This window comes from Luteibacter sp. 9133 (genome assembly GCF_000800155.1).
Classification (GTDB): domain Bacteria; phylum Pseudomonadota; class Gammaproteobacteria; order Xanthomonadales; family Rhodanobacteraceae; genus Luteibacter; species Luteibacter mycovicinus.
The window spans coordinates 2,712,166-2,736,229 of sequence record NZ_JUHO01000001.1; the positions used below are offsets into that span (position 1 = coordinate 2,712,166).

The window sequence follows — 24,064 nt, forward strand, 5'->3', positions numbered from 1 at the left end:
GTTCGCGTGACGAAAGCCAACGCGTCAGACGCGACGGAAGACGAGCGTACCGTTGGTTCCGCCGAAGCCGAACGAGTTCGATACGACGACGTCGATGTCGGCCTTCTCCGCTTTGTTCGGCACCAGATCCATGCCGAGCGCGGCGACTTCCGGATCCACGTTCTCGAGGTTCATCGTCGGCGGCATGATGCCGTCGCGAATCGCCATGATCGAGAAGATGGCTTCGACACCACCCGCGGCACCCAGCAGATGACCGGTGACGGACTTGGTCGAGCTGACCGAGAACGCGCCCTGCTTCGTGGCGTGTTCGCCGAACACGTTGCGGATGGCCCTGGCTTCGCCCAGATCGCCCACCGGCGTGGAGGTACCGTGCGCGTTGACGTAGCGCACGTCTTCGGCGGTCAGGCCGGCGTCGTGCAGTGCGTTGCGCATGGCCAGTTCCGCACCGTCGCCGCTCGGCGCGGTGATGTGGTACGCGTCGCCGCTCATACCGAAGCCGACGAGCTCGGCCAGGATGGTGGCACCGCGCGCCATGGCGTGCTCGTATTCCTCGAGCATCAGCATGCCAGCGCCATTGGACAGCAGGAAGCCGTCGCGACCGGTGTCCCAAGGACGGCTGGCGTGCGCCGGGTCGTCGTTGCGCGTGGACATGGCCTTGGCCGAGCAGAAGCCCGCCATCGCCGTCGGCGTCGTGGCGAATTCCGCACCGCCGGCGATCATCGCATCGGCATCGCCGTACTGGATCAGACGCATGGCCATGCCGATGTTGTGCGCGGCGGTGGTGCATGCCGACACGAGCGCGATGTTCGGGCCCTTGAGGCCGTGGTAGATCGACAGGTTGCCGGCCACCATGTTGATGATGGAGCTGGGCACGTAGAACGGCGACACCTTACGGGGACCCTTCTCGTGAAGCTCGAGCGCCGTGCCTTCGATCGTGTGCAGGCCACCGATACCGGCGCCTGCCGCGACACCGATGCGGCCCGCGTTTTCATCGGTCACCACGAGACCCGACTGACGGAACGCATGCGTGCCGGCGACGATGCCGTAGTGGATGAACGGATCCATCCGCTTGAAATCCTTGGCGACCGAACGACGCTCGTCGTCCGGCGTATCGGTACCGACGAAGAAGGCGTCGACAGGATCGAACCCCTTGACCTCGCCCGCGATACGGGTGCTATAGGCGCTGGCGTCGAATTCACTCACCGGACCGATGCCGGTATTGCCTTCGACCACATTCTTCCAGGCGGTGGCGACATCGTTGCCGACCGGCGAGATGATGCCCATACCGGTCACTACCACACGTCGTTTACTCATGCGTTCTCATCCTCAACTGTTCCCGCGCAAACCATACGCGGGCGCAGGTTGCGTTTGCCGCAAACGAAAACTGCGCCGTAAGGCGCAGCTTCCATGTCGCTCGGAGATCGACGGGAGGCGACGCCTCCGATCGACAACCAGCCGGTAGATGTGGATCAGGCCTTGACGTGGGCCTTGACGTAATCGACCGCCTGCTGAACCGTAGTGATCTTCTCAGCTTCTTCGTCCGGGATCTCGCACTCGAACTCTTCTTCGAGGGCCATCACGAGCTCAACGGTGTCGAGCGAATCGGCGCCGAGATCGTCCACGAACGAAGCGTTGGTGGTGACTTCGTCTTCCTTAACGCCCAGCTGTTCAACGACGATTTTCTTGACGCGCTCTTCGATGGTGCTCATGTTGCCTTTACCTCCCGAGGGAAAAATCCGGCGGCATTGTAGTGGCTAAGGACCAGGCCCGCCAACACACCGCCGCCACGTGAATAACGTCCGACTTTTCTGAGCCGGACGCGAAAAAGAGATTGTCTCTCAAAAACGGGCCGGTGGCGACTGCCGCCGGCCCTGCCCCATCAGGGCATGTACATGCCGCCGTTGACATGGAGCGTCTCGCCGGTGATGTATTTCGCCGCGGGCGAGGCCAGGAAGGCCACGGCTTCGGCGATATCCTCCGATTCACCCAGGTGCCCCAGGGCGATGCCGGCCAGCAGCGCCGTGCGCTGCTCCTCCGGCAGGGCGCGGGTCATGTCGGTGTCGATGAAACCCGGCGCCACCACGTTGACCGTGATGCCACGTGAGCCGATCTCGCGGGCCAGCGACTTGGAGAACGCGATGATGCCCGCCTTGGCGGCCGCGTAATTGGCCTGACCGGGGTTGCCGGTGACGCCCACGACCGAGGCGATGCTGATGATGCGACCCTTGCGTGCCTTCATCATGCCGCGCATGACGGCCTTGGACGTACGGAACACCGAGGTCAGATTGGTCTCGATGATCGCGCTCCAGTCGTCTTCCTTCATGCGCATGAGCAGCTGGTCGCGCGTTATGCCGGCGTTATTCACCAGGATGGAAACAGCACCGGCCTCCCTGGCGATCGCGTCGATCAGCGCCTCGATCGCGGCAGGGTCCGTGACGTTGAGCACGCGGCCGTGGCCGCCGTGCGGCGCGAGGCGCTCGCTGATGGCCTGCGCACCGGCCTCGCTGGTGGCCGTACCGAAAACGGTCGCGCCGAGCGCGGCGAGCCGATCGGCGATCGCCGCGCCGATACCGCGACTGGCGCCGGTGACGAGGGCGACTTCACCCTTCAGGGACTGGGTCATGGAATGCGTGTCCTGTCGTACTTAAGAAAGAAGAAGGGCCGGATCAGGCCTGCACGGCCGCCAGGGCGGCATCGAGGTCGGCAGGCGCGCCGATGGGCTTCGCCTCCACCGACTTGTCGATACGCTTGATAAGACCCGCCAGAACCTTGCCCGGACCGCACTCGAGCGCCTGAGTCACCCCGGCGGCGGCCAGCGCCTGGACACATTCGGTCCAGCGTACCGGCAGGTAGAGCTGGCGCATCAGCGCCCCACGAATGTCCTCGACCGAGGTGTGCGCCGCGGCGTCGGCGTTCTGAATCACCGGAATCGACGGCATCGACCACTCGATGGCGGCCATCTTTTCGCCGAGGCGATCGGCGGCATCGCGCATCAGCATGCAATGCGACGGCACGGAAACGGCCAGTTTCACCGCCTTCTTCACGCCGAGCTCGGCAAGACGCGCCAGAGCGCGGTCCACGGCCTCGGCGTGACCCGCGATCACCAGCTGGCCCGGCGAGTTGAAGTTGGCCGGAGCGACGACCTGCCCCTGGGCCACTTCTGCACAGACCTCGGCGATCTGGGCGTCGTCGCCACCGATGATCGCAGCCATGGCGCCCACGCCAGCCGGCACGGCGGCCTGCATCAGGCGGCCACGCTCGGCGACCAGCCCGGCGGCATCCTTCAGGGACAAGGCGCCCGCGGCGACCAGCGCGCTGTACTCGCCGAGGCTATGGCCGGAGAGGAAGGCCGGCATGACACCGCCCTGCTTCACCCAGACACGCCAGACGGCAACGCTGGCGGCCAGGAGTGCCGGCTGCGTGTTCTCGGTGCTGTTGAGCTTTTCTTCCGGGCCGTTCTGGCTGATGTCCCACAGATCGACACCGGCGCCCGCGGAAGCTTCGTCAAAGGTGGCACGGACTTCAGGGTGCGCGGCGGCGAGGTCGGCAAGCATGCCGACGGACTGCGAACCCTGGCCAGGGAAAACGAAGGCGAGCGAGGCGCTGGATGAGGTCATTCGAGACGATTCCGGGACTTCAAACCGCGAATGGTGCAGCAACCCGGGGGCGATTGCACCATTCGCAGGCGTGTGGTGACGTCGGAATCAGTCGTTGCCGCGTCATCGCGCTGTTGGCTATTCGCGCGCGGGGCGCGCTCCTACAGCGCGGTTGTCGTAGGAGCGCGCCCCGCGCGCGATACGCCAACAAGGCGCGGATGCGACAACCCGGTCAATACCTCAGAAGCGCGGACGCCCAGGTAAACCCGCCGCCGAACGCCTCGAGCAGCAGATTCTGCCCGCGCTTCACCTTGCCCGACCGGACGGCGTAATCGAGCGCCAGCGGCACCGAACCCGACGAGGTGTTGGCGTGCTTGTCGACCGTGACGATCACGCGGTCCATCGACATGTTCAGCCGCTTGGCCGTTGCCTCGATGATCCGCAGGTTGGCCTGGTGAGGGATCAGCCAGTCGACCTGGTCCTCGGTCATGCCCGCGTCGGCGAGCGTCTCACCGACCAGCGCGTCGAGCGTCTTCACCGCGACCTTGAACACCTCGCGGCCAAGCATGGTGATCTTCACCCCATGGTTGGGCGCGTCGGTGAAGCCGACGGATACGCCGACCGGGTTGAACAACAGATGCTTGAATCCACCGTCGGCGCGCATGCGCGTCGTGTAGATGCCCGGTTCGTCGGACGCATCGAGAACGACCGCGCCGGCGCCGTCGCCGAAGAGAACGCAACTCTCGCGCTCGGTCCAGTCGACCATGCGCGTCAGCGTCTCGGCACCGATCACCAGCGCGCGTTTCGACTGTCCGCTGCGAATGAACGCATTGGCCACGCCCAGGGCGTAAACGAAGCCCGAGCAGGCCGCATTGACGTCGAACGCGGCACAGCCGTTGGCACCCAGCCGGTGCTGAACCAGACAGGCGGTGGACGGAAAGATGAGATCCGGCGTCGTCGTACCGACGACGATCAGGTCGATGTCGCTGGCCTTGACGCCAGCCGCCTCGAGCGCACGCTGCGCGGCAAGGAAGGCGAGATCGCTGGTGGTTTCGCCGTCCGCGGCGATGTGGCGCTCGGTGATACCCGTGCGCGTGCGAATCCATTCGTCGCTGGTGTCGACGATCTTTTCGAGGTCGGCATTGGTGACCACCCTGTCGGGAAGTGCGCTGCCGGTGCCTATGATGCGGGCGTATTTCAGAACCGTATCCCCATCGTGATGGTGTTTCGGAAACGCAAAACGGCGCGTTGCCGCGCCGCCTGCGTTCTGATCATCCCTGGCGGGACGGATCAGTCTTCGACTTCAACCGCGCCGCGGGTGTCGATGACCTTCTTACCACGGTAGAAGCCGTCCTTGGTCACGTGGTGACGCAGGTGGACTTCGCCGCTCGTCGGGTCGGTCGACAGCTGAACGGTGGTCAGCGCATCGTGCGAACGACGCATGCCGCGGGTGGACGGGGTCTTGCGGCTCTTGGCAACGGCCATGGCGAATCTCCAGCGAAATTACTTAATGAGTCCGCGGAGTGCCGCGAACGGGTTTTCGGTCTTTTCCGGTAAGGGTTCTTCTTCCTCACCGGCTCCAAGCATGTCGTCGGGCAACTCATAGTCCGGATTGACCGGGACCAGGGGCAGCACCAACAGCAGTTCATCTTCGATCGTCGCGATGGGATTGAGCTTGCCGTCGTCTTCGACCAGCAAAGCCTCGTAACCCGGCGGAAGCCCGGCTTCGTCACTCTCACGCACGATCAGTCCGAGACGCGTATCGACTTCGACCGGCAGCACGAACGGCTCGAGCGACCGCTGACAGATGAGTGTCAAGGGTGCTGTCGCACGGACGGCTACGTACTTCGTGCCGAAGTCGTCGGTGCCGAAGTCCAGCTCGTAGGTCACGTCACCTTCGGTGGACGCGATGACTTCTCCGAGACGGGTGAAGACCGACACGGGAAGCTGACCCTGGAACGAACGCCGCGCACGAACTTCGCGCCAAGCGTCCACGGACGATGGCAAAGTCACGGACATAATCGGGGAATGATAGGCATCAACACCCTTGAAGTCAACCGGTTAGGCGGTCGAATGTGGGACACAGGGCGGTTTTGCGCAGTCGCGGGGCTTTCGTGCAGACTGCCATGCCTGGTTCCCGATTGCCGCCACCAGCCCCCAGGAAGGAAGAGGTCGCGTGTTTTCCGTTGCATATTATGCACTTGCCATCGTCTTTGCGCTAGCGGTCGGGCTCTCCGGATGGGTGCTCCGCCATCAGCGGACCCGTCGACGCCACGGCGCCCTGCAGAGCCTGATGGACAACGCCGACCGGCTGGAGGCGGATCTGAAGGATTGCCGGGATCGCCTTCAGCGTGCCCATGCGGTGATGTCGGTCAGCCCCGACCAGCCCGCGGCAGGCGAGATCGAGGCTCAGCAGGCCGTGGACTCCGGACTGCGCGCCCTGCTCCAGCAGCGGCTGTGGATCCGCGACCGCGGGCCTGACGCCAGCCAGCGCGAGCTCGATGAGGCGGTGGATGCCCTGGTCCGCGCCCGCCAGCAGCTGGAGCCTCGCCTGCGTGCCCTCGATGACGCCCAGACCGCACTCGACACGGCCGTGCGCGAACACATTCACAAGGAATTCTGACGTGCCCTCCCCGATGGTCGTCCTCGCATCGACCTCCCACTACCGTGCCGGCCTGCTGCGGCGCCTGCTCGATGACTTCGGGCAAGTTTCGCCCGGTACGGACGAAGCAGCCCTTCCCGGCGAAGCCCCCGCCTCCCGCGCAGCCCGCCTGGCGGAGGCGAAAGCGCGCGCGGTCGCCGCCCTCCGCCCCGGCAGCGTCGTGGTCGGTTCCGATCAGGTCGCCGATCTCGACGGCACCGTGCTGGACAAGCCCGGCACCGTCCATCAGGCCCACCGGCAGCTCGCCGCGAGCTCGGGCCATGACGTGGTCTTTCACACGGCCGTCTGCGTCATCGATGCGCAAGGCGACGCACTGACCCACGTCGACGAAACCCGGGTGACGTTCCGAACCCTCACCCAGGCGGACATCGAACGCTACGTGGAGCGCGAGCGGCCACTCGACTGCGCGGGGAGCTTCAAGTGTGAAGGACTGGGTATCGCCCTGTTCGAGCGCATCGTCAACGAAGACCCTACGGCGCTGGTCGGTCTGCCGCTGATCGCGACGTCACGCCTGCTGCGTGCCGCGGGCGTCGAACTCCCCTGAGGCCTCAGCCGCCGGCGCGCGCGACAGCGGTCCAAACCCGGCAGGCGTCGGGGTCCGCGACACCCGGCTCCGACGTCGGCGGCGCCGGCCCGGCACGATACAAGGCAAAACGACGCCGTTTGTCGAACAGGTCAAGACGAGTCACCGACTCACCCAGCGCCACACGCGAACACACCGATCCCAGCCAGTCGCGCCGCTCACGCTCACGCAGCGCGGTTTCGTCGACCACGAGCAGCAACCGCGCGCCCTCATGCAGGGACAGTCCTCTTTCATCCAGACCCCAGTCGGCGAGCTGTCTTGCGCGACCATGCTTCGTGTTCAGCGGACTGTCGAGCGCATAGATCTCGCGCCCGCCGCCGAGTGCGAAACGCAGTTCCGCCGCCAGCATGAAGTTGTCGGCCACCACGACCAGGGATGGGTCCGCGCGCAATACCCTCGCCACCGCTGCCGAGGACTCCCGCCAGCCCGTGAAATTCGCCGGAAACGCCTTGGCTCCCGAAAGCATGCGGGCGCCCGACGGCGACGCGGCAAGACCGAGATAGGCCAGCCCGATGACCAGCCCCAGCGCCGCGAGCGCAAATCCACCGCGCGCCGCCCTGCGCCATCCGCGCGCGGCATCCTCGAGCAGTAACGGTAGTGCGGCGCACAGCAGCGTGTAAGCGGGCAGTGGCCAGTGCGCACGAAAACGCACGTCGTCCGCGAACAGGCCAAGCACGAAGTAAGCAAGGACGAACGTGCCCGCGATAGCCGCAACGACGTCGAAGGGCGCCTCCGCGCGACGGCGCCAGCTTCGCCACAGCGCCCAGAGCATCACCACCCATGCGACGGGTGTGCAGGCCACGGCCTGCTCCAGCGGCTGCACCAGCGCATCCGCATGAAACTGCCAGGGATTCCGGTCGACCAGCTGAAACGCCACACCGGCGCCGCGCGACGCCATGTTGTAGAGCACGATGGGCACGAGACCGATCGACGCCAGAGCCAGCGCGAGCCAGATGCCGGGACGCCGCCACTGCGCTCTGCCGCGCGCGGTGGCGACCAAGAACACGAGGCCGCCGAGCATCGGCATGGCGGCGCGATAGTGAGTCATCCAGGCGATCGCCAGCGCCACGCCGAGCAGCGTCCAGTCGCGATACAGATTTTTCTCAAGCGCGGCGATCAAACCCTGCGAGGCAAGCACGATGGCGAAGGTCAGCGGTACATCGGGCAACGCCAGCACACCCAGCGATCCGACCAGCGGAAGGCTCAGGGCGAAGGTCGCCGCCTGCCAGCGCGCGATCTCACCACCGTAGCGTCCTGCGATCGCGCCTACCTGCCACGGGATACAGGCGCCGACCAGCAGAAATGGCAGGCGCATCGACAGAAGGCCGTGACCGAAGCACGCCTCCGATACCGCGATCAGCCACGCCGTGAGGGGCGGAAGGTCGCTGTAGCCCCATGCGGGCGCGAGGCTCTCCTGCCAGTAGAACGCTTCGTCACCGAAGGGCGACAAGGTGCATGCGATGAAAAGCTTGCCCAGCTGCGTCAGCGCGAACAGGACGAGAAACGTGCCTCGCCAGGATCGCGCGCGCGCCGCTACACTCGAACGATCTCGCATCGACATGGCCAGGACGGGGAGCTCACGCATCGATCATGTCCGCAACGAATCCACTCAACGATGAAATGCTGCGCCATCGACTCGATGGCGCCCTCGCACAGGTCAACGGCGTACTTCTGGGCAAGCCACGACAGGTCAAGCTGGCGTTTGCCTGCCTGATCGCCGGAGGACACCTGCTACTCGAAGACGTGCCGGGTGTCGGCAAGACCACGCTCGCTCATGCGCTGGCAGCCACCTTCGACCTCGAGTTCCAGCGCATCCAGTTCACCAGTGACCTGCTGCCTTCGGACATTATCGGGGTCAGCGTGTACGAGCGCGAGACCGGCGAGTTCCGTTTCCATCCCGGCCCGATCTTCACCAGCCTCCTGCTGGCGGACGAGATCAACCGCGCCACGCCGAAATCGCAGAGCGCCCTGCTCGAGGCCATGGCCGAGGGACAGGTCACCGTGGACGGTGTGACGCACGAACTGCCTCGCCCCTTCTTCGTCGTCGCGACGCAGAATCCGCTGGATCTCGCCGGCACGTTCCCTCTGCCTGATTCGCAGCTCGATCGCTTCATGCTGCGCCTGAGCCTCGACTACCCCGACCCCGCCGCCGAACGCGCACTGCTGATCGGCGAGGACCGCCGCGACATGATGGCCTCGCTCAGTCCGCGCCTCGACATTGCGGCGATCGACCAGTTGCATACGGCATCCCAGGCGGTGAAGGTCACCGGCACCCTGCTCGACTATCTGCAGGCCCTGCTCACGGCCAGCCGTAAACACAACGAGGTGCGGGTCGGCCTGTCGCCCCGCGCCGGACTCGCCCTGCTTGCGGCATCGCGCGCGTGGGCGTTGCTGAGCGGACGTGACTACGTCATTCCCGAGGACGTCCAGACCGTGTTCGTCCCCACCGCCGCGCACCGACTGGTGCCCGGACGGGGAAGCCAGCGCGAGGTCATTGCCCGGGCGATTCTCGCCGAGACCGCGGTGCCCTGATGCCCGACGCGGTGCAGCGACTCACCGCCTGGGCGGAGCGACGACTGCCGTCACTCACCCGCATGCGCCAGCGCGAGCCGATGCCCATCGTGCTGCACCGGCGGCGCATCTATATCGTGCCGACGGGCTTCGGCCTGGGGTTCACCGTGCTGCTGGCCGTCATGCTGATCGGCGCGCTGAACTACGCCAATAACGCCGCCCTGCTCCTCACCTGTCTGGTCGGCTCGGTGAGTGCCGGCAGCATGCTGGTGGCGTTTCGCGTGCTCAACGGCATCACCGTGGGCGGTCTGCGGATGGGCACGGCGCGCGCCGGCGAGAACGTTCGTGTCTTCCTCGATATCGGCGCATCGCAGCGCGAGCGCATGGCTGTGCGCCTGGATGTCGAAGGCAGGGAACACGTGGTGGTCGTACCGGCAGGCGGAGCGGCGACGGTGGAGTTCGACCTGCCCACCGAGTTTCGCGGCTGGTTGCCGCTGCCGCGCATGCGACTGCACAGCCGCTGGCCTCTGGGCATGTTCCGTGTCTGGAGCTGGCTCAATCCCGATCGGGCCGTGCTCGTGTATCCGCGCCCCGAAGGCATGGGTCCGACACCTTTCGAACCGCAGGGCGATGCGGACCGCGGTCGCCCCCGCCCCGGCGACGAACTCGCTTCGCTGCGCGAATATCGTGCCGGCGATCCGCGCCGGCTGATCGCCTGGAAACTGAGTGCCCGGCACCACTCCCTGCTGGTCAAGGATCTGGAACAGCCCGCGCCACAGGAAGACTGGCGACTGGACTGGGACAGCATGCACGGACTCGACGACGAGTCGCGGATCTCCCGACTGGCCCGCTGGGTGGACGAGGCTCGCGAATCCGGCCGTCGCTGGAGCCTTCGCCTGCCGGACGGATATTTCGACGTGGCACAGGGTGACGAGCATTACCACCGCTGCATGACCGCCCTGGCGCTGCGCCCATGACCGGCTTCCGCCCTTCGCTGCGTGCACGCCCGTCGGACGAGCCCCGCCTCGCGCCCCGATCGTTCGACCTGCTCTGCCTCACCATGGCGTTCGTCGTCGGCATCCACGCGCCGCACCTGCCCTGGTGGCTGACGGCTGGCCTCGCTGTGGTTTTGGTGGCCCGCTGGCAGCAACGTCGCCGAGGCGGTCGTCATCCACCGGTCTGGATCAAGGTCCCGCTGATCGGACTGCTGCTCGCGCTCATCGTTTCCACCTACGGCACCCTGTTCGGACGCGAGCCCGGCAGCGCGTTCGCGGTGGGCCTGCTGGTGCTCAAACTGATGGAGAGCGAGCGATTGCGCGACGCGCGCGTCGGCGTGGCTTTCGCCGCGTTCGCGCTGATGAGCGCATTGCTGTTCGACCAGAGCATCGTCGCGACGCTGATCGTCGCCCTGGGCATCGTGCCCGCCGTGATGACGCTGCGCTCGGTGGAGGAAGTGGAGCCCGCACGCATGCACCTGCGCGTCGAGGTCATGCCGGTGCTTCTGGCTCTGGTCGTGTCGATCCCCCTCGCCCTGTTCGCCTTCCTTTTCATTCCCCGCCTGAGTTCACCCCTCTGGGGGGCGCCGACGATGGACCGGGCCACGACCGGACTGTCGGACCGTATGGCACCCGGCGACATGGCCGAGGTGCTTACCGACGACACACCCGCGATGCGCGTCAGCTTCGATGGGCCCGTCCCGATTGCCAGCTCGCGTTACTTCCGCGCCTTCACGATGACGCGCTTCGACGGACAGGCATGGAGTCCGGGATTTCTCCGCCGCGATGACAGCGTCCTCGAGGGATCGGCGCGGTTCCACTATCGGGTCACGCTGGAGCCGACGCGCGAGCGGGTGCTGCCCATGCTCGATATGCCCGTGACCGCGCCCACCGATGCGAGCATGCGTAGCGATCGGACCGCGCTCGCGAATCAGCGACTCGACAAGACCTATACGTATGACGCGACGGCAACCGGCGAATACCGTCTCGATGCGACGCTGGACCCGCAGACCCGTCGCGCCAACCTGCAGCTTCCGGCGAACGTCGGGCCACGTGCGCGGGCGCAGGCGGCCGCGTGGGTCGCGGAATTCGGCGGCAACCCCACCGCGATCGCCCAGGCCGCCCTGGCGATGTTTCACGACGGCGGCTTCCGCTACACGCTGGCCGCGGCGCCACTGGGACGCGACCGCATCGACGATTTCCTGTTCGGCACCCGCGAGGGTTACTGCGAGCACTATTCGTCGACCTTCACCTTTCTGATGCGCGCAGCGGGCATCCCCGCGCGCGTGGTCACCGGCTATCAGGGCGGCTACTGGAATGCGCTCGGACACTACCTCCTGATTCGTCGGGCCGACGCACACGCGTGGACGGAACTCTGGCTCGAAGGACGCGGCTGGGTTCGTTTCGATCCGACCGGCGCCGTACGCCCCGAACGCGTCACGCTGGGTGCCGCGGCCGCCGCGGCCGTAGGTGACGGCGGCGACAGTTTCTTCAACGCGGCGTGGTGGCGAAGCGCGCGAGATCGCTGGGATGTGGTCAACCAATGGTGGAACCAGGCCGTTAACGGATTCGACTCGCTCCGTCAGCAGGGCCTGCTGCAGCCGTTCGGCATTCGCCGGGCGGAAGTCGGCGACCTGGCGATCGTCCTCGCCATCGGTTGCTCCCTGCTGGTCGTGGTCGCCCTGGGATGGGCGCTGTTTCAGCGACGTGAAGGCGATGAGTTGGATGTGTGGATGCGCCGGCTACAGAGGAAACTCGAAAAGGCCGGCGTGACACGACGGGCAGGCGAAGGACCGAAGCATTTCATGGCTCGCGCGGCCCGCGCGCTGCCCGACCATCGAAATGCATTGGAAAGGTTGAGCGAGGTCTACTTGCGGTCGCGTTATGCCAATGACGAACCGCCGCCTGAATCAGTAAGTGAATTCAGTCGTGCGGTGAAGGAATTAAGGCCGCGCCGCGTGGTCAAATAGGTCATGGCGCCGACTGTGTCCGGCGCTTCCAGGAGATGTGTCATGTCCATGTACAAACCGCTGGCCATCGCGGCCGCGACTCTGGCTCTCGGCGCTTGCGCCACGGTGCCGCAGCCGCTGCAGGGTCAGTTCAACGACGTATCCACTTCGGGCGCCCAGCAGGGCGGCGCACCGGGCGCGAAAGTGCGCTGGGGCGGCGAGATCATCAAGACGGAGCCGGGTCCGCAGCAGACGTGCTTCTTCGTGCTTTCCGAGCCGCTCGACAGCGAAGCCCGGCCGACGGCCAGCAAGTCCGATAGCCAGGGCCGCTTCGTCGCCTGCCGCGACGGCTTCTACGACCCCGAGGTGTTCACCCGCGGTCGCGAAATCACCGTCACCGGCACGCTGCATGGCGCCGTCTCGCAGAAGGTGGGCGACTTCGATTACGCCTATCCCCGCGTCGAGGCAGACGTCGTCTACCTCTGGCCGAAGCGCGTGCCGATCAACCGTGGCTACGGTCCGGGGTTCTACGACCCGTTCTGGGGTCCGGGCTGGGGCCCGGGTTTTGGCCCGTACGGCTACGGTCCGTGGGGCGATCCGTTCTATTACCGCCCGCGCACGATCATCGTGCGGCCCCCGCCGCCGCCGCGCGCTCGCTGAGTATCGCGACCCACAAAAAAGCCGGCCATGTGCCGGCTTTTTTGTACCTGCCGTTCTGCTTAGCCCGGCGGCCAGTGCATCTGGCGGCCGGCGAGCAGGTGGACGTGGATGTGGAAGACCGTCTGGCCGCCGTGCGTGTTGGTGTTGATGACGGTGCGATAGCCGTCCTTCGACAGGCCCTGGTCGCGGGCGTAGGACGCCGCGGCGAGCAGCAGTTTTCCGAGCAACTCGGCGTCGCCCGCGGTCGCATCGTCCAGCGTGGCGATGGCGCGCTTCGGGATGAAGAGCACGTGCACCGGCGCCTGCGGGTTGAGGTCACGGAAGGCCAGCACGTCATCGTCTTCGAAGACGATATCGGCGGGGATTTCGCGGCGGACGATCTTGGCGAAAATGGTGTCGGTCATCGGGTTTCCCTGGATATCAGCCGAGCGACTGCCGGCTGCCGAATGCGTGAGCGAGCGTGCCACGGTCGACGAACTCCAGTTCACCACCCAGCGGCACGCCATGAGCCAGGCGCGTGGCACGAATACCCGCGGCTTTCGCCAGCTGCCCGATGTAATGGGCGGTCGCTTCGCCTTCCACGGTCGGGTTGGTCGCGATGATCATTTCTTCGATCTCGCCCTCCCCCAGCCGCTCGGCGAGCAACGGCAGCCCGAGCTCGTCGGGACCCAGCCCGTCGAGGGGTGACAGCCGTCCCAGCAATACGAAGTAGTGACCGCGAAAGCCGGTGGCCTGTTCGATGGCCGCGAGATCGGACGGCGACTCGACAATGCACAGTACCTGCTTGTCGCGCGTGGCGCTGGCGCACAGCGAGCAGACCGGCGTCTCGCTGAAATTGCGGCAGCGCGTGCAGTTGCCCACATCGCGCATCGCCGACTCCAGCGCGGACGAAAGGCGCAGGCCACCCTGCCGCTCGCGTTCGAGCAGGTGGAAGGCCATGCGCTGGGCGCTCTTCGCACCGACGCCCGGCAGGCAGCGCAGCGCGTCGATCAGTTCGCCGAGAAGGCGGGAGCCGTTACTCATCGTGTCGTCGGACGATCCGTCAGAACGGGAGCTTCATGCCCGGAGGCAGGTTCAGGCCGGCGGTGACGCCACCCAAACGCGTGCGGCTCATCTCGGCGATCTTGTTGACCGCGTCGTTGACGGCGGCGGCGACCAGATCCTCGGCCATCTCCGGATCGTCAGCGAACGTCTGGCGATCGATATGGACGGCGCGCACTTCGTGACCACCGGTCATCGTGACGGTGACGAGGCCGCCACCCGCGGAGCCGGTGACTTCCGTCTTGGCGAGTTCGTCCTGTGCACGCTTCATTTCGTCCTGCATGCGCTGCGCTTGCTGCATCAGCTGACCAATTTGACCTTTCACGTTCCTGGCTCCACGGGTTTGATCGATTGCGGAATGACGCGCGCGTCGAAGTCGCGCTTGAGCGCCTGTACAAGGGGGTCGGCATCCATCGAGGCTTCCGCCCTGGCCTGCGCGTCGCTGGCCGCCTGCGCCCTGCGCTCCGCCGGCGTGCCCAGGTTGCCCCGGTCGGCGACGAAGCGGAAGCGCACGCGGCGATCGAGCGCGCGCGAGACCTTTTCTTCCATCTGGCTGGTCAGTGGCTCGACCGCCAGATGCATGTGCTGGGGCTGCAGCGCGAGCACCATGCTCTCGCCGTCCACCTCACGCAGTGAGCAGTTTTGCGCCAGCTGGCCGATCGGACCACGCAGGTTCGCCCGCTCGACGATGTCGTGCCAGTCCGGCAGACCATCGGCGCCGATGCTGATCGGCCGGGGGGGCGCGGCGAGTTCCGGCGTCGGAGGCGCTGGCGCTGCGGCCGGACGCGACGGAGCCCGCGCGGTGGCCGGAGCGGCAGCCGGAGGCACCGGAGCCGCAGGGCGTGCCGCTCCCGCTGCCGCCGCTGGTGCGGACGGGCGCGCCGCGGGCGCGGAAACGGGTGCACGTGCCATGGCGGCCGCCGCCACGGTTCCACCGCCGTCGGTCGGACGGAAGGCGAACATGCGCAGCAAGGCCATCTCGAAACCGATGCGCGCGTCGGGCGCCATCGGCAACTCGCGGCGACTGGTGGTGGCGATCTGGTAATACAGCTGGACGTCTTCAGGCGCGAGGCGCGAGGCGATATCGGCGAGGCCGGCATCGCTCTCTTCTTCGCGATAACCAGGCACCAGCTGGATCAGCTGAATGCGATGAAGCACCGTCGCCAGATCGTCGAGCACGCCGGCGAAATCCGGAGAGAACGACGCGATGCGCTCGGCTTCGCCCATCAACGCGGCGCCGTCGCCGGCCGCCAGCGCTTCGAGGACACCCAGCACCTGGCCGCGCTCGACGCTGCCGAGCATGGCGCGCACATCGTCCGCACGCACCGCGCCGCCGCCGTAGGCGATCGCCTGGTCGAGCAGCGACAGACCGTCGCGCAGCGAGCCGTCCGCGCCGTGCGCGAGTTCGCCGATGGCTTCGTCGTCGTACTCGATACCTTCGGCACCGAGGATGTGGCGCATCTGGCCCGTGATCTGATCCGGCAGCAGCCGCTTCAGGTTGAACTTGAGGCAGCGGGACAGCACGGTCACCGGCAGCTTCTGCGGATCCGTGGTCGCGAGCAGGAATTTGACGTGCGGGGGCGGTTCTTCCAGCGTTTTCAGCAGCGCATTGAACGCCGGCTTCGAGAGCATGTGCACCTCGTCCACCAGGTACACCTTGAAGCGCCCCCGGGACGGTGCGTACTGCGCGTTCTCGATCACCTCGCGGACATCGTCCACGCCGGTGTTGCTGGCCGCGTCGATCTCGAGCAGGTCGACGAAGCGACCCGCATCCACCGCCGTGCAGACCGCGCATTCGCCGCACGGGTCTGCCGACTCGCCGCGCTCGCAGTTGAGCGACTTGGCGAAGATGCGGGCGATCGTGGTCTTGCCGACACCACGGGTGCCGGTGAACAGATAGGCGTGATGCATGCGACCGGAGTCGAGCGCGTTGGTAAGCGCGCGGACCACGTGCTCCTGTCCCACGAGTTCAGCGAACTTGCGCGGGCGCCACTTGCGTGCGAGGACCTGATAGGACATGCGTATTACCTTGGGGCGACAGTGGATTGTGCCAAGGACACGCGTCGGGCGCACCCCAGCCCCGAAAAGGCGATGACCCTGCCAGCCACACCCCGGCACCCGAGTCGTCCGCTACCGTTGCTTCCTTCCGGACCTGGCGGAGTTTACGGACTATCGTCGCGGGGGGACCGACAGGGTCACCATAAAGACGGTAAATCAATTTAAAAGCAGGGTGTTGCAACCGTGCGGGCGGGATTGTTCGGGCTCCTGCCCTCACCCCTCCGCTTCGCTACGGGGCCGACGCTACGCGCCGTCCAAATTTGTTCCAGACAAATTTGTCGAACCCGCGCGGGTTCAAATCCCGCTCCCACGGTGTCGCTTCGTTTGTCTCTGCGCCACCTTTAACGGTGTCGCATTTCAGATTTGGCGGAGAGAGCGGGATTCGAACCCGCGATACCTTATTAGGGTATACACACTTTCCAGGCGTGCTCCTTCAACCACTCGGACACCTCTCCGCACTTGCACATCCTCTTCCCCGGCGTCCTGTCCGGCAAAGAAGCGGAAGGATAACGTTCCCGCCGCGGCGGGGCAAGCCTCAGCCGGCACCGGGACGCGGCGGCTCCGGTTCGGGCAGAGCCAGGCGTTCTCCCGGATGAGCGATCCGGTAGCCGCGTGAGACCAGCGTTTCACCGTCTTCGGCGCTGCCGTAGTGGTACAGGGCCATGCGCGCGGTGACCTCGGGCGCGTACTCGCGCTCCAGATCGTCCACGCCGGTATGCGACGGGTTGCCGATGACGCCGCAGTCGTGGGCGATCAGTTCGCCAGCCGCACCGTGGAGCGCCAGGGCCTCCGGCACCGGCCGCGTATCGCCCGTGTAGACGAAGCTGCCACGCAGCGCCAGGCCGTACGAGGTGCCCTGCACATGATGCCGGGTGGGAAAGACGTCGAACCAATGGCCTTCGTGCCAGAACCCACGGGTGCAGGGCAGCAGATGGAAGGCCTCCCAGTAATTCACGCCGCCCTCGGCCAGTGCGCCCGGGTAGTCGGCCACCCTTCCCTGCAACCACGGCAAAAGTGCGGCGTGCAGGTAAACCCGGGTGCGGCCGCGCAGGGCTTCGTCGAACCACAGGCGGAAGAACAACCTTTCCATGCCCGCGACATGGTCCATATGCACATGCGTGACGTAGAGCGCCGGTGGCGGCGTGCCGTAGGCGGCGACGTAGCGATCGAGGGTATCGGGGCCGCAGTCGACCAGCAGCAGCGGTTTGCCGTCCCGCTCGACGACCACGGCCGACGAACCCAGCTCGACCGCGTGCGCCGCGCCGGTTCCGAGGAAATGCAGGTCCCAGGTCATGCGCGCAGGCTCCGTTCGTAGTGTTCGATCAGGGCCGGCCATAGCTCGGCGTCGAAGGTGTCCCCGGCCGCGTCGCGCGCGCCGAGCTTCACCAGCGAGCGCTTCAGGCGGGACAGATTGGCATGGCGCCAGCCGCGGGACGGACGGCGCAGACGCCCCCGGTCAAAATCGATCAGGTAGAGACCATCGGCATTGACCAGGATGTTGTGCGCGTTGAGGTCGGCATGCCAGGCGCCCTCCCGGTGGAACCGGGCGATCAGCTCGCCGACCCGTCCCGCCAGCGCCGCATTGAAGGCGCCATCCTGAAGGCGCTCGGCCAGCGTGGCGGCGGCAGGAATGCGCAAGGTGATCAGGTCAGCCGAGTAACGGAAGCCCTGACGAACGAAGCGTGAGGCCACCGGCGGCGACACGGGCAGGCCCCGGCGCTCCAGTTCGGCCAGCAGACGGAACTCGCGGTCACTGCGTGTGCGGCGGCGGCCGGTAAAGAGGTAGCGATCGCCGAGCAGACGGGCGACCATACCACCGCGGCGATAATGCCGAAGCACGGCTTCGCCGGCCGGGGTATCGATTACCGCGACACCGCCCCGCCCACCCGATTGCGTGCGCAGCGCACCCCGCTCGCGCCAGTAGTCGGGCGAGAACCAGGGTGCGTCGACTTGAGATACACGGGTGGCGTCGAACAGAATCGTCCCGCCCGCGCTCTCCTTGACTCGTTGCTCTGTCATTCGTCGGCCGCCCTTACGCAGCCACTCATCCGGTACTCCGATCGTGTCCAGTCTACCAAGCCGCCCACTCCCGTCGGGAGATTCCAGCCTCTGCATCCTGCGTACCTCCGCCATCGGCGACGTGACGCACGTGATTCCGCTGGTCCGCACACTGCAGGAAAAGTCGCCCGGCACGCGCCTGACGTGGCTCGTCGGCAAGCTCGAGCGCAAGCTCGTGGGCGATTTTCCGGGCGTCGAGTTCATTACCTTCGATAAGGGCAAGGGCCGGGAAGGCATGCGCGAGGTACGCCAGGCGCTGGCCGGACGCCGGTTCGACGCCCTGCTGCACATGCAGGTGGCATTGCGCTCGAATCTGCTGAGCCTGGCCGTAAAAGCCGATCGCCGCATCGGCTACGACCACGCCCGCTCCAAGGACCTGCACGGGCTCTTCGTCAACGAACGCATCGAAGCCCGCACGGGGGAGCACGTCCTGGACGCCATGGCCAGCTTCATCGAGCCGCTGGGCCTGAAGCAGACGGAGGTGCGCTGGGACATTCCCGTGCCCGCCGACGCCCACGAGTGGGCCGCCGAACAGCTGCCCGGCGACGCGCCGACCCTGCTGGTCAGTCCGATGTCGAGCCACACGGTGCGTAACTGGCGGGTCGACCGCTACGCGGCCCTGATCGACCACGCGATGGCGCGCGGCATGCGTGTCGCACTGGTCGGCGGTCCGTCGGACCCCGAGCGCGCGCTGGCGGACAGCATCCTGGCGGCGACCGAGGCGGCCCCGCTGGACCTGACCGGCAAGGACACGCTGAAGCGTTTCATGGCCCTGCTGGCACGCAGCGCCATGATCCTCACGCCGGATTCGGGCCCGATGCACATGGCCAACGCGGTGGGCACGAAGGTCCTGGGGTTGCACGCCGCCAGCAACCCGCACCGCTCCGGCCCCTACTCGGACCGTCGCTGGTGCGTGGACAGATACGACGCGGCGTCGCGCAAGTTCCTCGGCAAGCCGGCGTCCGAAATACCCTGGGGCACCAAGATCGAGAAAGCCGGCGTCATGGACCTGGTCGAGGTCGCCGACATGAAAGACCGCTTCGAGGCCTGCGCGGCGTTCCTGAAACTGCCGCTCGCCTGATCAGGCCTGCGGCGCGCGGTAGTCCTGATACGACTTCTCTTCGACCAGCGTCGAGCCCAGCTTCGTGTTGATCTCGCGCTTGATCGCCGCGCGCTCGTCGTTTTCGATGTACACCGAACGGGCGAGCTGGATGAATTCGTCGTCGAACGCCTGAGCACGCTCCTTCATGCGGATGTCGTCTTCGATCTTCCACAGGCGCTGGTTGACGGCCAGCAGGCGCGACGTCTCGTCGGCGATGTCGGTCCCGGAGGCCCTGTCGTTCTTCCACGTGGCCTCGAGCAGTTCGAGCTCGTTTCGCACATTGGCCAGCTTGGCCGCGTCCTTGATCTGCTGCAGTTTGATCTGGAGGATCGTGATCTTGTCGATCAGCTCACCGTAAGAAACGGGGGTCTGGATAAGGCTCATGGCAAATCTCCGGTCGGTCAGGCGCCGGAGGTTAGCAGTTTTGCATCCGCAGGGCCGCCCCCGAAGGCGGCGAGGCTGGCGGCGAGATGATCGAATACGGCCCGGACACGACGGCTCTTGCGCTGGTCCTCGTGCATGACGACCCAGATCGGGAGGCGCACCTCGAGCTCGTCGGGCAGTAGGCGTACCAGGCCCATGCGGTGCGCCAACGGCACCTGACAGAAGCCGATACCGAAGCCGGCGCGGATCGCCGCCATCGCGGCCAGATCGTTATCCGTGCGCAGCGCGAAATGCTCGCGCGAATACGGGACACCGGCCGGCCGCAATGCGCGGATGTACGGTTTTTCCTCGTCGTAACCGATCAGCGCGTGCGTGACGATATCGGCGACGCGTTCGGGCGCGCCAGCCACAGCGAGGTAGTCAGGGTGACCGTATAAGCCCAGCGGTATGTCGCAGACATGCCTGGCGACCATCGCGTCCTGCTCGGGCATCGCGCTGCGAACGGCGATATCGGCGTCCCGACGCAGCAGATTTTCGATGCGATTGGTGGTCGACAGCTCGATGACGATGCCGGGATGCGCGCGCCGGAACGTTGCAAGCATCGGCGGCAGGATCTCGACGCCGACCACCTCACTGGCCGTGATGCGCACCACGCCGTGCAATGCCTCACGCGTGCCCGAAGCGACCCGGAGCACGGAGGCGGCCGCGGAAGCCATGGCCTCCGCATGAGGCTGCAACTCCAGCGCCGCATCGGTCGGAATGAGTCCGTGGGATGCGCGGGAGAACAGCGGAACGCCAAGCGACGCCTCCAGCTCCCGCACATGCCGGCCGAGGCTCGGCTGGGTCATGTCCAGCGACCGCGCGGCGCCGGACAGGCTGCCTTCGCGCAATACGGCGAGAAAGGACCGGAAAAGATCCCAGGCGGGCTCGGTGTTGGCCATACATAAACGTATAGCAGATGTTCACTGATACGCAATTCCCGAACAGGGGCACACCCATCAGACTTTGCCCATCCCAACGGAGCACCGCCATGACCCAGCACCCGCGCACTGCCCTCGTCCTCGGCGCGACCGGCGGGGTCGGCGGCGAAACGGCCCGCGCCCTGATCGCCGCGGGCTGGAACGTCAACGCCCTGACCCGCCACATGGGAAAGACCGGAGATGGCATCCGGTGGATCGAAGGCGACGCCATGGTCGCCGCCGACGTGCTTCGCGCGGCCGACGGAGTGCAAGTCATCGTCCATGCCGTGAACCCGCCCGGCTACAAGGACTGGGAGCGCGTCGTTCTGCCGATGATCGACAACACCATCGCGGCGGCGCATGCCGTCGGAGCGCGCATCGTGCTGCCCGGCTCGGTCTACAACTACGGGCCCGACGTGTATCCCATGATCGCCGAGGACGCCGCGCAGCATCCGCCGTCACGCAAAGGAGAGATCCGCGTCGACGTCGAACGACACCTGCAACGCGCGGCCCGCGACGGCGTACGCAGCCTCGTGCTTCGTTGCGGTGACTTCTATGGGCCGGGTGGCGGCAACAACTGGCTGGCTCAGGGCATCGTGACGCCCGGCAAACCGCTGCGCGCGATCCGCTATCCCGGTCCGCCGGCGCTGCGGCATGCGTGGGCCTATCTGCCCGACGTCGCATCGACCCTGGTGGCGTTGCTGGATCGCGAGGACGAACTCGAGACCTTTGCACGCTTCCACTTCGGGGGACACACCCTCACCGGTGACGAGCTGCACGCCGCTATCCGTCGTGCGTCCGGTAAGCCGTCGCTGCGGATGCGTCCGTTTGCCTGGTGGATGGTGAACCTCATCGCACCGTTTCACGAGACGATGCGCGAGGTGCGCAAGATGCGCTACCTGTGGAATGAGGAAGTGCTGATGGACGGTAAGCGCCTGCGCGCCTTCCTGCCGGAACACCGTGACACGCCGCCCGATGTGGCGATGAAGGTCACGCTCGACGCGCTCGGTGTTCTGACGCGCTGATTCGGACCGCCGATTCAGAGCGAGACGGCGCCGAACGCGTCCATAAGCAGCAGTACGTTGAGCCCGAGCACCACCAGTGCGGCGAGCGCGGCGAGACCCACCACGAGCATCCCGTTGCGGAAGGCACCCATGACGTCGCGCCGACTGGTGAACCACACCAGTGCGATCATCGGGAACGGCAACGCGATGCTCAGCGCGACCTGACTGAGCACGAGCGCGCGCGTCGCATCGACGCCGGCCAGCACCACCGCGAAGCTGGGCAACATCGTGATCGCCCGTCGCAGCCAGATCGGGATGCGAAAATCGACGAAGCCCTGCATGATCATCTGCCCCGCCATGGTGCCGACGACGGAGCTGGAGAATCCGGAGGCGACCAGCGAGACCAGGAAGATCGTCGCGGCAGCGCCGCCAAGCAGCGGTACCAGTGTCTGATAAGCGGTTTCGATCTTCGCCACATCCGGATGGCTTCCGTGGAACGCGCCGGCCGCCATCACCACCATGGCGAGGTTGATCAGGCCCGCGACGGCCAGCGCCAGGATCACCTCGAGGTTGGACAGGCGGATGATCCGCCGGCGCTCGCTGTCGTTCTTCGGCTGCGCCCGACGCTCGGTCAGCCCCGAGTGGAGAAACAGCGCATGCGGCATCACCGTGGCGCCGATGATGCCCACGGCGATGGCGATGGCGGCGCTGTCCGGAATGTTCGGCACGAAAATCTGCTGGCCCAGCGACTTCCAGCCCACCGGCGCGATGAACAGCTCCACGAGATACGACAGTCCGACCACGCCGACCAGCGCACCGATGGTCAGTTCGAGCCGTCGGTAGCCTTTGCCTTCCAGCATCAGCAGCGCGTACGTGACGATCCCGGTGATTCCCATGCCCACCAGCAGCGGCATGTGGAACAACAGGCTCAGGCCGATCGCCCCGCCGAGGAATTCGGCGAGATCGGTAGCCATCGCCGCCAGTTCGCTCACCACCCACATCAGATAGACCAGCGGTCTCGGCAGGCGATCCCGACAGAGCTCCGCGAGATTGCGGCCCGTGACGATTCCCAGCCGGGCGGAGAGGCTCTGGAACAACATCGCGACCAGATTGGCCAGGAGCACCACCCAGAGCAACGCATAGCCGTAGCGAGCGCCCGCCTGGATATTCGTGGCGAAGTTGCCCGGATCGATATACGCGACCGAGACCACCATCGCCGGCCCCGCGAACGGCAGCAGCGCGGACAGGCCACGGCGGCGTCCGGAAAGGACGTCGACCATCGCCGGGTCGGGATTCTGCTGTCTTACCTGATCAAGCATGCGATGAATCCGCGGGACTTACGACAAAAAGAGAGCGCCGCGCGGTGAACGCGCGGCGAGGCTGCGTGGGATGCATGCCCCGTTATACGCCGCGGCCGCGCGCCTTGCGACGCGAGCCCGGTGCGAAGACGAGTCCGGCGATCACACCGGCCGCGATAAGCGAGCCCGCGACGGCGGGCGAGGAGACCTTCAGCGTCCGGACCTGGCGCACCGGCCGCTTCGGCCCGTGCTGCACCTCGGCCGGCGCCGCCTCGATCTCGACCGCGTGCGTGCTGGGCCGGATCGGCTTGCCGCGGGCATCGGCAACGCCACGGGTCAGCTCCGCGCCGAGCAGGACGATGATCGATGAGTAATAGGTCCACGTGAGCAACACCACGAAGGCACCGGCCGGTCCGTACGCGCCGCCGACATCCGAATACTGGATATAGAGGCCGATAGCGTACTTGCCAACCATGAACAGCACCGTGGTGAGCACCGCGCCGATCAGCGCCTCGCTCCAGTCGATCACCGCATCGGGGAGCACCTTGTACATCGCGCCGAAGGCCACCACGAAAACCACCACGGAGATACCGAATTCCACCGCCTTCCAGGCAGTGGAGTCACCGCGGATCATGGTCTGGATGATCGCGCTGACGATGAACGAAACGATCATCATGAAGGCCATGCCGCCGAGCAGCGCGAAGGCGCGGCCGCGCGCGCGCAGCCAGGCACCCACGGCCTCGCCCGGCCGGGCCTTCACCCGCCACACCCGATCGAGGGTGCCCTGCAACTGGGCGAACACCGCCGAAGCCGCGAACAGGGTCACGCCGATGCCGATAACGCCCGCGATGTCGCCGATCCGCGGATGCGCCCTGGCGCTGTTGATCACCGAATCGATCGCGCCAGCCGCGCGGCTGCCGACGACCGCCGACAGGGCCTCGGTCAGCTGGTCACGCCATTCGGGGTGAAGCAGCGAAATGACCCAGACCAGCAGGAGCAGGAGCGGCGCGAACGACAGCGCCGCGTAGAACGCCAGCGCCGCGGCGCGCGTCATCAGCTCATCGTCGCTGAAACCGTCCACCGCCGAGACGATGGTTCGTTTGAGAGCGCCGCCGGTCATGCCCTTCTCCTGATCGTTCTACGCGTTTCCACCAGAGACATACCTTCAGGGAGGGCGAGCGCACGTGATGTGAACGTGGAAGCA

26 protein-coding genes, 1 tRNA gene and 1 other RNA gene are annotated in these 24,064 nt (G+C 66.4%); 8 read left to right on the plus strand and 20 right to left on the minus strand.

Translation table 11 applies throughout. The features are described from left to right. Window positions 1-24: 24 nt before the first annotated feature. The 7 genes from fabF to FA87_RS11670 form a co-directional block, all read right to left on the minus strand. Window positions 25-1,314: a beta-ketoacyl-ACP synthase II gene (fabF, locus tag FA87_RS11640; protein WP_036112182.1), complete on the minus strand. Its 1,290-nt coding sequence runs from the start codon at window positions 1,312-1,314 to the stop codon at window positions 25-27. A gap of 155 nt (window positions 1,315-1,469) precedes the next feature. Beyond that, a complete protein-coding gene (gene acpP, locus FA87_RS11645; RefSeq protein ID WP_029213434.1) occupies window positions 1,470-1,709 on the minus strand; it encodes an acyl carrier protein in 240 nt (79 codons plus the stop codon). Between the two features lie 170 nt (window positions 1,710-1,879). Continuing rightward, a complete protein-coding gene (gene fabG, locus FA87_RS11650; protein ID WP_043694692.1) occupies window positions 1,880-2,623 on the minus strand; it encodes a 3-oxoacyl-ACP reductase FabG in 744 nt (247 codons plus the stop codon). A gap of 43 nt (window positions 2,624-2,666) precedes the next feature. Next, window positions 2,667-3,617: an ACP S-malonyltransferase gene (gene fabD / locus FA87_RS11655; RefSeq protein WP_043694695.1), complete on the minus strand. Its 951-nt coding sequence runs from the start codon at window positions 3,615-3,617 to the stop codon at window positions 2,667-2,669. A gap of 211 nt (window positions 3,618-3,828) precedes the next feature. Next, complete coding sequence (locus FA87_RS11660) at window positions 3,829-4,797, minus strand: beta-ketoacyl-ACP synthase III (RefSeq protein WP_036112171.1); 969 nt, start codon at window positions 4,795-4,797, stop codon at window positions 3,829-3,831. Window positions 4,798-4,886: 89 nt separating this feature from the next. After that, window positions 4,887-5,081, minus strand: a complete 195-nt coding sequence (rpmF, locus tag FA87_RS11665; protein WP_036112167.1) for a 50S ribosomal protein L32 — start codon at window positions 5,079-5,081, stop codon at window positions 4,887-4,889. A gap of 18 nt (window positions 5,082-5,099) precedes the next feature. Continuing rightward, entirely contained in the window at window positions 5,100-5,537 is a 438-nt protein-coding gene (locus FA87_RS11670; RefSeq protein WP_342633155.1) for a YceD family protein, read from the minus strand. 235 nt (window positions 5,538-5,772) lie between these two features. Between FA87_RS11670 and FA87_RS11675 the strand changes: the two genes are divergently transcribed. Continuing rightward, window positions 5,773-6,219 (plus strand): hypothetical protein, encoded by a 447-nt coding sequence (locus FA87_RS11675; protein ID WP_043694703.1) that lies wholly within the window; start codon window positions 5,773-5,775, stop codon window positions 6,217-6,219. 13 nt (window positions 6,220-6,232) lie between these two features. Then, window positions 6,233-6,802: a Maf family protein gene (locus FA87_RS11680; protein WP_043694707.1), complete on the plus strand. Its 570-nt coding sequence runs from the start codon at window positions 6,233-6,235 to the stop codon at window positions 6,800-6,802. A gap of 4 nt (window positions 6,803-6,806) precedes the next feature. On the opposite strand, the gene FA87_RS11685 is transcribed toward FA87_RS11680, so the two are convergent. Continuing rightward, a complete protein-coding gene (locus FA87_RS11685; RefSeq protein ID WP_239709077.1) occupies window positions 6,807-8,426 on the minus strand; it encodes a glycosyltransferase family 39 protein in 1,620 nt (539 codons plus the stop codon). 5 nt (window positions 8,427-8,431) lie between these two features. Here FA87_RS11685 and FA87_RS11690 point away from each other — a divergent pair, with 5 nt between their 5' ends. From FA87_RS11690 to FA87_RS11705, 4 genes are read left to right on the plus strand one after another with little or no spacing between them, the layout of a single operon-like run. After that, entirely contained in the window at window positions 8,432-9,373 is a 942-nt protein-coding gene (locus FA87_RS11690; protein WP_043694710.1) for a MoxR family ATPase, read from the plus strand. Continuing rightward, the gene (locus FA87_RS11695; RefSeq protein ID WP_043694713.1) at window positions 9,373-10,329 is read left to right on the plus strand and encodes a DUF58 domain-containing protein; all 957 of its coding nucleotides are present in this window, start codon (window positions 9,373-9,375) and stop codon (window positions 10,327-10,329) included. The genes FA87_RS11690 and FA87_RS11695 overlap by 1 nt, the downstream gene beginning before the upstream one ends. Continuing rightward, on the plus strand, window positions 10,326-12,317 hold the full coding sequence (locus FA87_RS11700; protein ID WP_043694716.1) for a DUF3488 and transglutaminase-like domain-containing protein: 1,992 nt from the start codon (window positions 10,326-10,328) through the stop codon (window positions 12,315-12,317). The genes FA87_RS11695 and FA87_RS11700 overlap by 4 nt, the downstream gene beginning before the upstream one ends. Before the next feature lie 42 nt (window positions 12,318-12,359). Next, on the plus strand, window positions 12,360-12,956 hold the full coding sequence (locus tag FA87_RS11705; RefSeq protein ID WP_043694719.1) for a Slp/YeaY family lipoprotein: 597 nt from the start codon (window positions 12,360-12,362) through the stop codon (window positions 12,954-12,956). Between the two features lie 59 nt (window positions 12,957-13,015). Here FA87_RS11705 and FA87_RS11710 read toward each other — a convergent pair whose 3' ends face one another. The 8 genes from FA87_RS11710 to FA87_RS11740 form a co-directional block, all read right to left on the minus strand. Then, window positions 13,016-13,360: a histidine triad nucleotide-binding protein gene (locus FA87_RS11710; RefSeq protein ID WP_036112147.1), complete on the minus strand. Its 345-nt coding sequence runs from the start codon at window positions 13,358-13,360 to the stop codon at window positions 13,016-13,018. A 16-nt stretch (window positions 13,361-13,376) separates the two neighbouring features. Further along, a complete protein-coding gene (gene recR, locus FA87_RS11715) occupies window positions 13,377-13,979 on the minus strand; it encodes a recombination mediator RecR (RefSeq protein ID WP_036112145.1) in 603 nt (200 codons plus the stop codon). A gap of 19 nt (window positions 13,980-13,998) precedes the next feature. After that, complete coding sequence (locus FA87_RS11720) at window positions 13,999-14,322, minus strand: YbaB/EbfC family nucleoid-associated protein (protein ID WP_036112141.1); 324 nt, start codon at window positions 14,320-14,322, stop codon at window positions 13,999-14,001. After that, window positions 14,319-16,016, minus strand: coding sequence for a DNA polymerase III subunit gamma/tau (gene dnaX, locus FA87_RS11725; RefSeq protein WP_043694722.1), 1,698 nt, complete (start codon window positions 16,014-16,016; stop codon window positions 14,319-14,321). Before dnaX ends, FA87_RS11720 begins: the two co-directional genes overlap by 4 nt. A 76-nt stretch (window positions 16,017-16,092) precedes the next feature. Beyond that, an RNA gene (gene ffs, locus FA87_RS20410) (signal recognition particle sRNA small type) lies at window positions 16,093-16,189 on the minus strand. Window positions 16,190-16,419: 230 nt separating this feature from the next. After that, window positions 16,420-16,510, minus strand: a tRNA-Ser gene (locus tag FA87_RS11730). A gap of 80 nt (window positions 16,511-16,590) precedes the next feature. Then, complete coding sequence (locus FA87_RS11735) at window positions 16,591-17,349, minus strand: MBL fold metallo-hydrolase (protein ID WP_043694724.1); 759 nt, start codon at window positions 17,347-17,349, stop codon at window positions 16,591-16,593. After that, window positions 17,346-18,074 (minus strand): 3-deoxy-D-manno-octulosonic acid kinase, encoded by a 729-nt coding sequence (locus FA87_RS11740; protein ID WP_043694727.1) that lies wholly within the window; start codon window positions 18,072-18,074, stop codon window positions 17,346-17,348. The genes FA87_RS11735 and FA87_RS11740 overlap by 4 nt, the downstream gene beginning before the upstream one ends. A gap of 43 nt (window positions 18,075-18,117) precedes the next feature. On the opposite strand from FA87_RS11740, the gene FA87_RS11745 reads away from it, so the two are divergent. Further along, window positions 18,118-19,194 (plus strand): glycosyltransferase family 9 protein, encoded by a 1,077-nt coding sequence (locus FA87_RS11745; protein WP_239709079.1) that lies wholly within the window; start codon window positions 18,118-18,120, stop codon window positions 19,192-19,194. On the opposite strand, the gene FA87_RS11750 is transcribed toward FA87_RS11745, so the two are convergent. Both FA87_RS11750 and FA87_RS11755 read right to left on the minus strand, forming a co-directional pair. Beyond that, window positions 19,195-19,599 (minus strand): DUF6165 family protein, encoded by a 405-nt coding sequence (locus FA87_RS11750; protein WP_036112131.1) that lies wholly within the window; start codon window positions 19,597-19,599, stop codon window positions 19,195-19,197. Window positions 19,600-19,616: 17 nt separating this feature from the next. Then, window positions 19,617-20,540 carry a LysR family transcriptional regulator gene (locus tag FA87_RS11755; RefSeq protein ID WP_043694730.1) on the minus strand — a complete coding sequence of 308 codons (924 nt, stop codon included), beginning with the start codon at window positions 20,538-20,540 and terminating at the stop codon, window positions 19,617-19,619. A gap of 89 nt (window positions 20,541-20,629) precedes the next feature. On the opposite strand from FA87_RS11755, the gene FA87_RS11760 reads away from it, so the two are divergent. Continuing rightward, entirely contained in the window at window positions 20,630-21,583 is a 954-nt protein-coding gene (locus FA87_RS11760; RefSeq protein ID WP_043694733.1) for an NAD-dependent epimerase/dehydratase family protein, read from the plus strand. Between the two features lie 14 nt (window positions 21,584-21,597). Here FA87_RS11760 and FA87_RS11765 read toward each other — a convergent pair whose 3' ends face one another. Both FA87_RS11765 and FA87_RS11770 read right to left on the minus strand, forming a co-directional pair. Further along, the gene (locus FA87_RS11765) at window positions 21,598-22,881 is read right to left on the minus strand and encodes an Nramp family divalent metal transporter (RefSeq protein ID WP_043694737.1); all 1,284 of its coding nucleotides are present in this window, start codon (window positions 22,879-22,881) and stop codon (window positions 21,598-21,600) included. 82 nt (window positions 22,882-22,963) lie between these two features. Next, window positions 22,964-23,980, minus strand: coding sequence for a YihY/virulence factor BrkB family protein (locus tag FA87_RS11770; protein WP_079521009.1), 1,017 nt, complete (start codon window positions 23,978-23,980; stop codon window positions 22,964-22,966). Window positions 23,981-24,064: the final 84 nt, after the last annotated feature.

What these genes read in the sequence shown, in the direction of transcription:
- fabF (WP_036112182.1), bottom strand. Translation starts at nt 1,314, where the DNA reads ATGAGTAAACGACGTGTGGTAGTGACCGGTATGGGCATCATCTCGCCG.
- acpP (WP_029213434.1), bottom strand. Translation starts at nt 1,709, where the DNA reads ATGAGCACCATCGAAGAGCGCGTCAAGAAAATCGTCGTTGAACAGCTG.
- fabG (WP_043694692.1), bottom strand. Translation starts at nt 2,623, where the DNA reads ATGACCCAGTCCCTGAAGGGTGAAGTCGCCCTCGTCACCGGCGCCAGT.
- fabD (WP_043694695.1), bottom strand. Translation starts at nt 3,617, where the DNA reads ATGACCTCATCCAGCGCCTCGCTCGCCTTCGTTTTCCCTGGCCAGGGT.
- rpmF (WP_036112167.1), bottom strand. Translation starts at nt 5,081, where the DNA reads ATGGCCGTTGCCAAGAGCCGCAAGACCCCGTCCACCCGCGGCATGCGT.
- FA87_RS11680 (WP_043694707.1), top strand. Translation starts at nt 6,233, where the DNA reads ATGGTCGTCCTCGCATCGACCTCCCACTACCGTGCCGGCCTGCTGCGG.
- FA87_RS11685 (WP_239709077.1), bottom strand. Translation starts at nt 8,426, where the DNA reads ATGCGTGAGCTCCCCGTCCTGGCCATGTCGATGCGAGATCGTTCGAGT.
- FA87_RS11690 (WP_043694710.1), top strand. Translation starts at nt 8,432, where the DNA reads ATGTCCGCAACGAATCCACTCAACGATGAAATGCTGCGCCATCGACTC.
- FA87_RS11695 (WP_043694713.1), top strand. Translation starts at nt 9,373, where the DNA reads ATGCCCGACGCGGTGCAGCGACTCACCGCCTGGGCGGAGCGACGACTG.
- FA87_RS11700 (WP_043694716.1), top strand. Translation starts at nt 10,326, where the DNA reads ATGACCGGCTTCCGCCCTTCGCTGCGTGCACGCCCGTCGGACGAGCCC.
- FA87_RS11705 (WP_043694719.1), top strand. Translation starts at nt 12,360, where the DNA reads ATGTCCATGTACAAACCGCTGGCCATCGCGGCCGCGACTCTGGCTCTC.
- FA87_RS11710 (WP_036112147.1), bottom strand. Translation starts at nt 13,360, where the DNA reads ATGACCGACACCATTTTCGCCAAGATCGTCCGCCGCGAAATCCCCGCC.
- recR (WP_036112145.1), bottom strand. Translation starts at nt 13,979, where the DNA reads ATGAGTAACGGCTCCCGCCTTCTCGGCGAACTGATCGACGCGCTGCGC.
- dnaX (WP_043694722.1), bottom strand. Translation starts at nt 16,016, where the DNA reads ATGTCCTATCAGGTCCTCGCACGCAAGTGGCGCCCGCGCAAGTTCGCT.
- FA87_RS11735 (WP_043694724.1), bottom strand. Translation starts at nt 17,349, where the DNA reads ATGACCTGGGACCTGCATTTCCTCGGAACCGGCGCGGCGCACGCGGTC.
- FA87_RS11740 (WP_043694727.1), bottom strand. Translation starts at nt 18,074, where the DNA reads ATGACAGAGCAACGAGTCAAGGAGAGCGCGGGCGGGACGATTCTGTTC.
- FA87_RS11750 (WP_036112131.1), bottom strand. Translation starts at nt 19,599, where the DNA reads ATGAGCCTTATCCAGACCCCCGTTTCTTACGGTGAGCTGATCGACAAG.
- FA87_RS11755 (WP_043694730.1), bottom strand. Translation starts at nt 20,540, where the DNA reads ATGGCCAACACCGAGCCCGCCTGGGATCTTTTCCGGTCCTTTCTCGCC.
- FA87_RS11760 (WP_043694733.1), top strand. Translation starts at nt 20,630, where the DNA reads ATGACCCAGCACCCGCGCACTGCCCTCGTCCTCGGCGCGACCGGCGGG.
- FA87_RS11765 (WP_043694737.1), bottom strand. Translation starts at nt 22,881, where the DNA reads ATGCTTGATCAGGTAAGACAGCAGAATCCCGACCCGGCGATGGTCGAC.
- FA87_RS11770 (WP_079521009.1), bottom strand. Translation starts at nt 23,980, where the DNA reads ATGACCGGCGGCGCTCTCAAACGAACCATCGTCTCGGCGGTGGACGGT.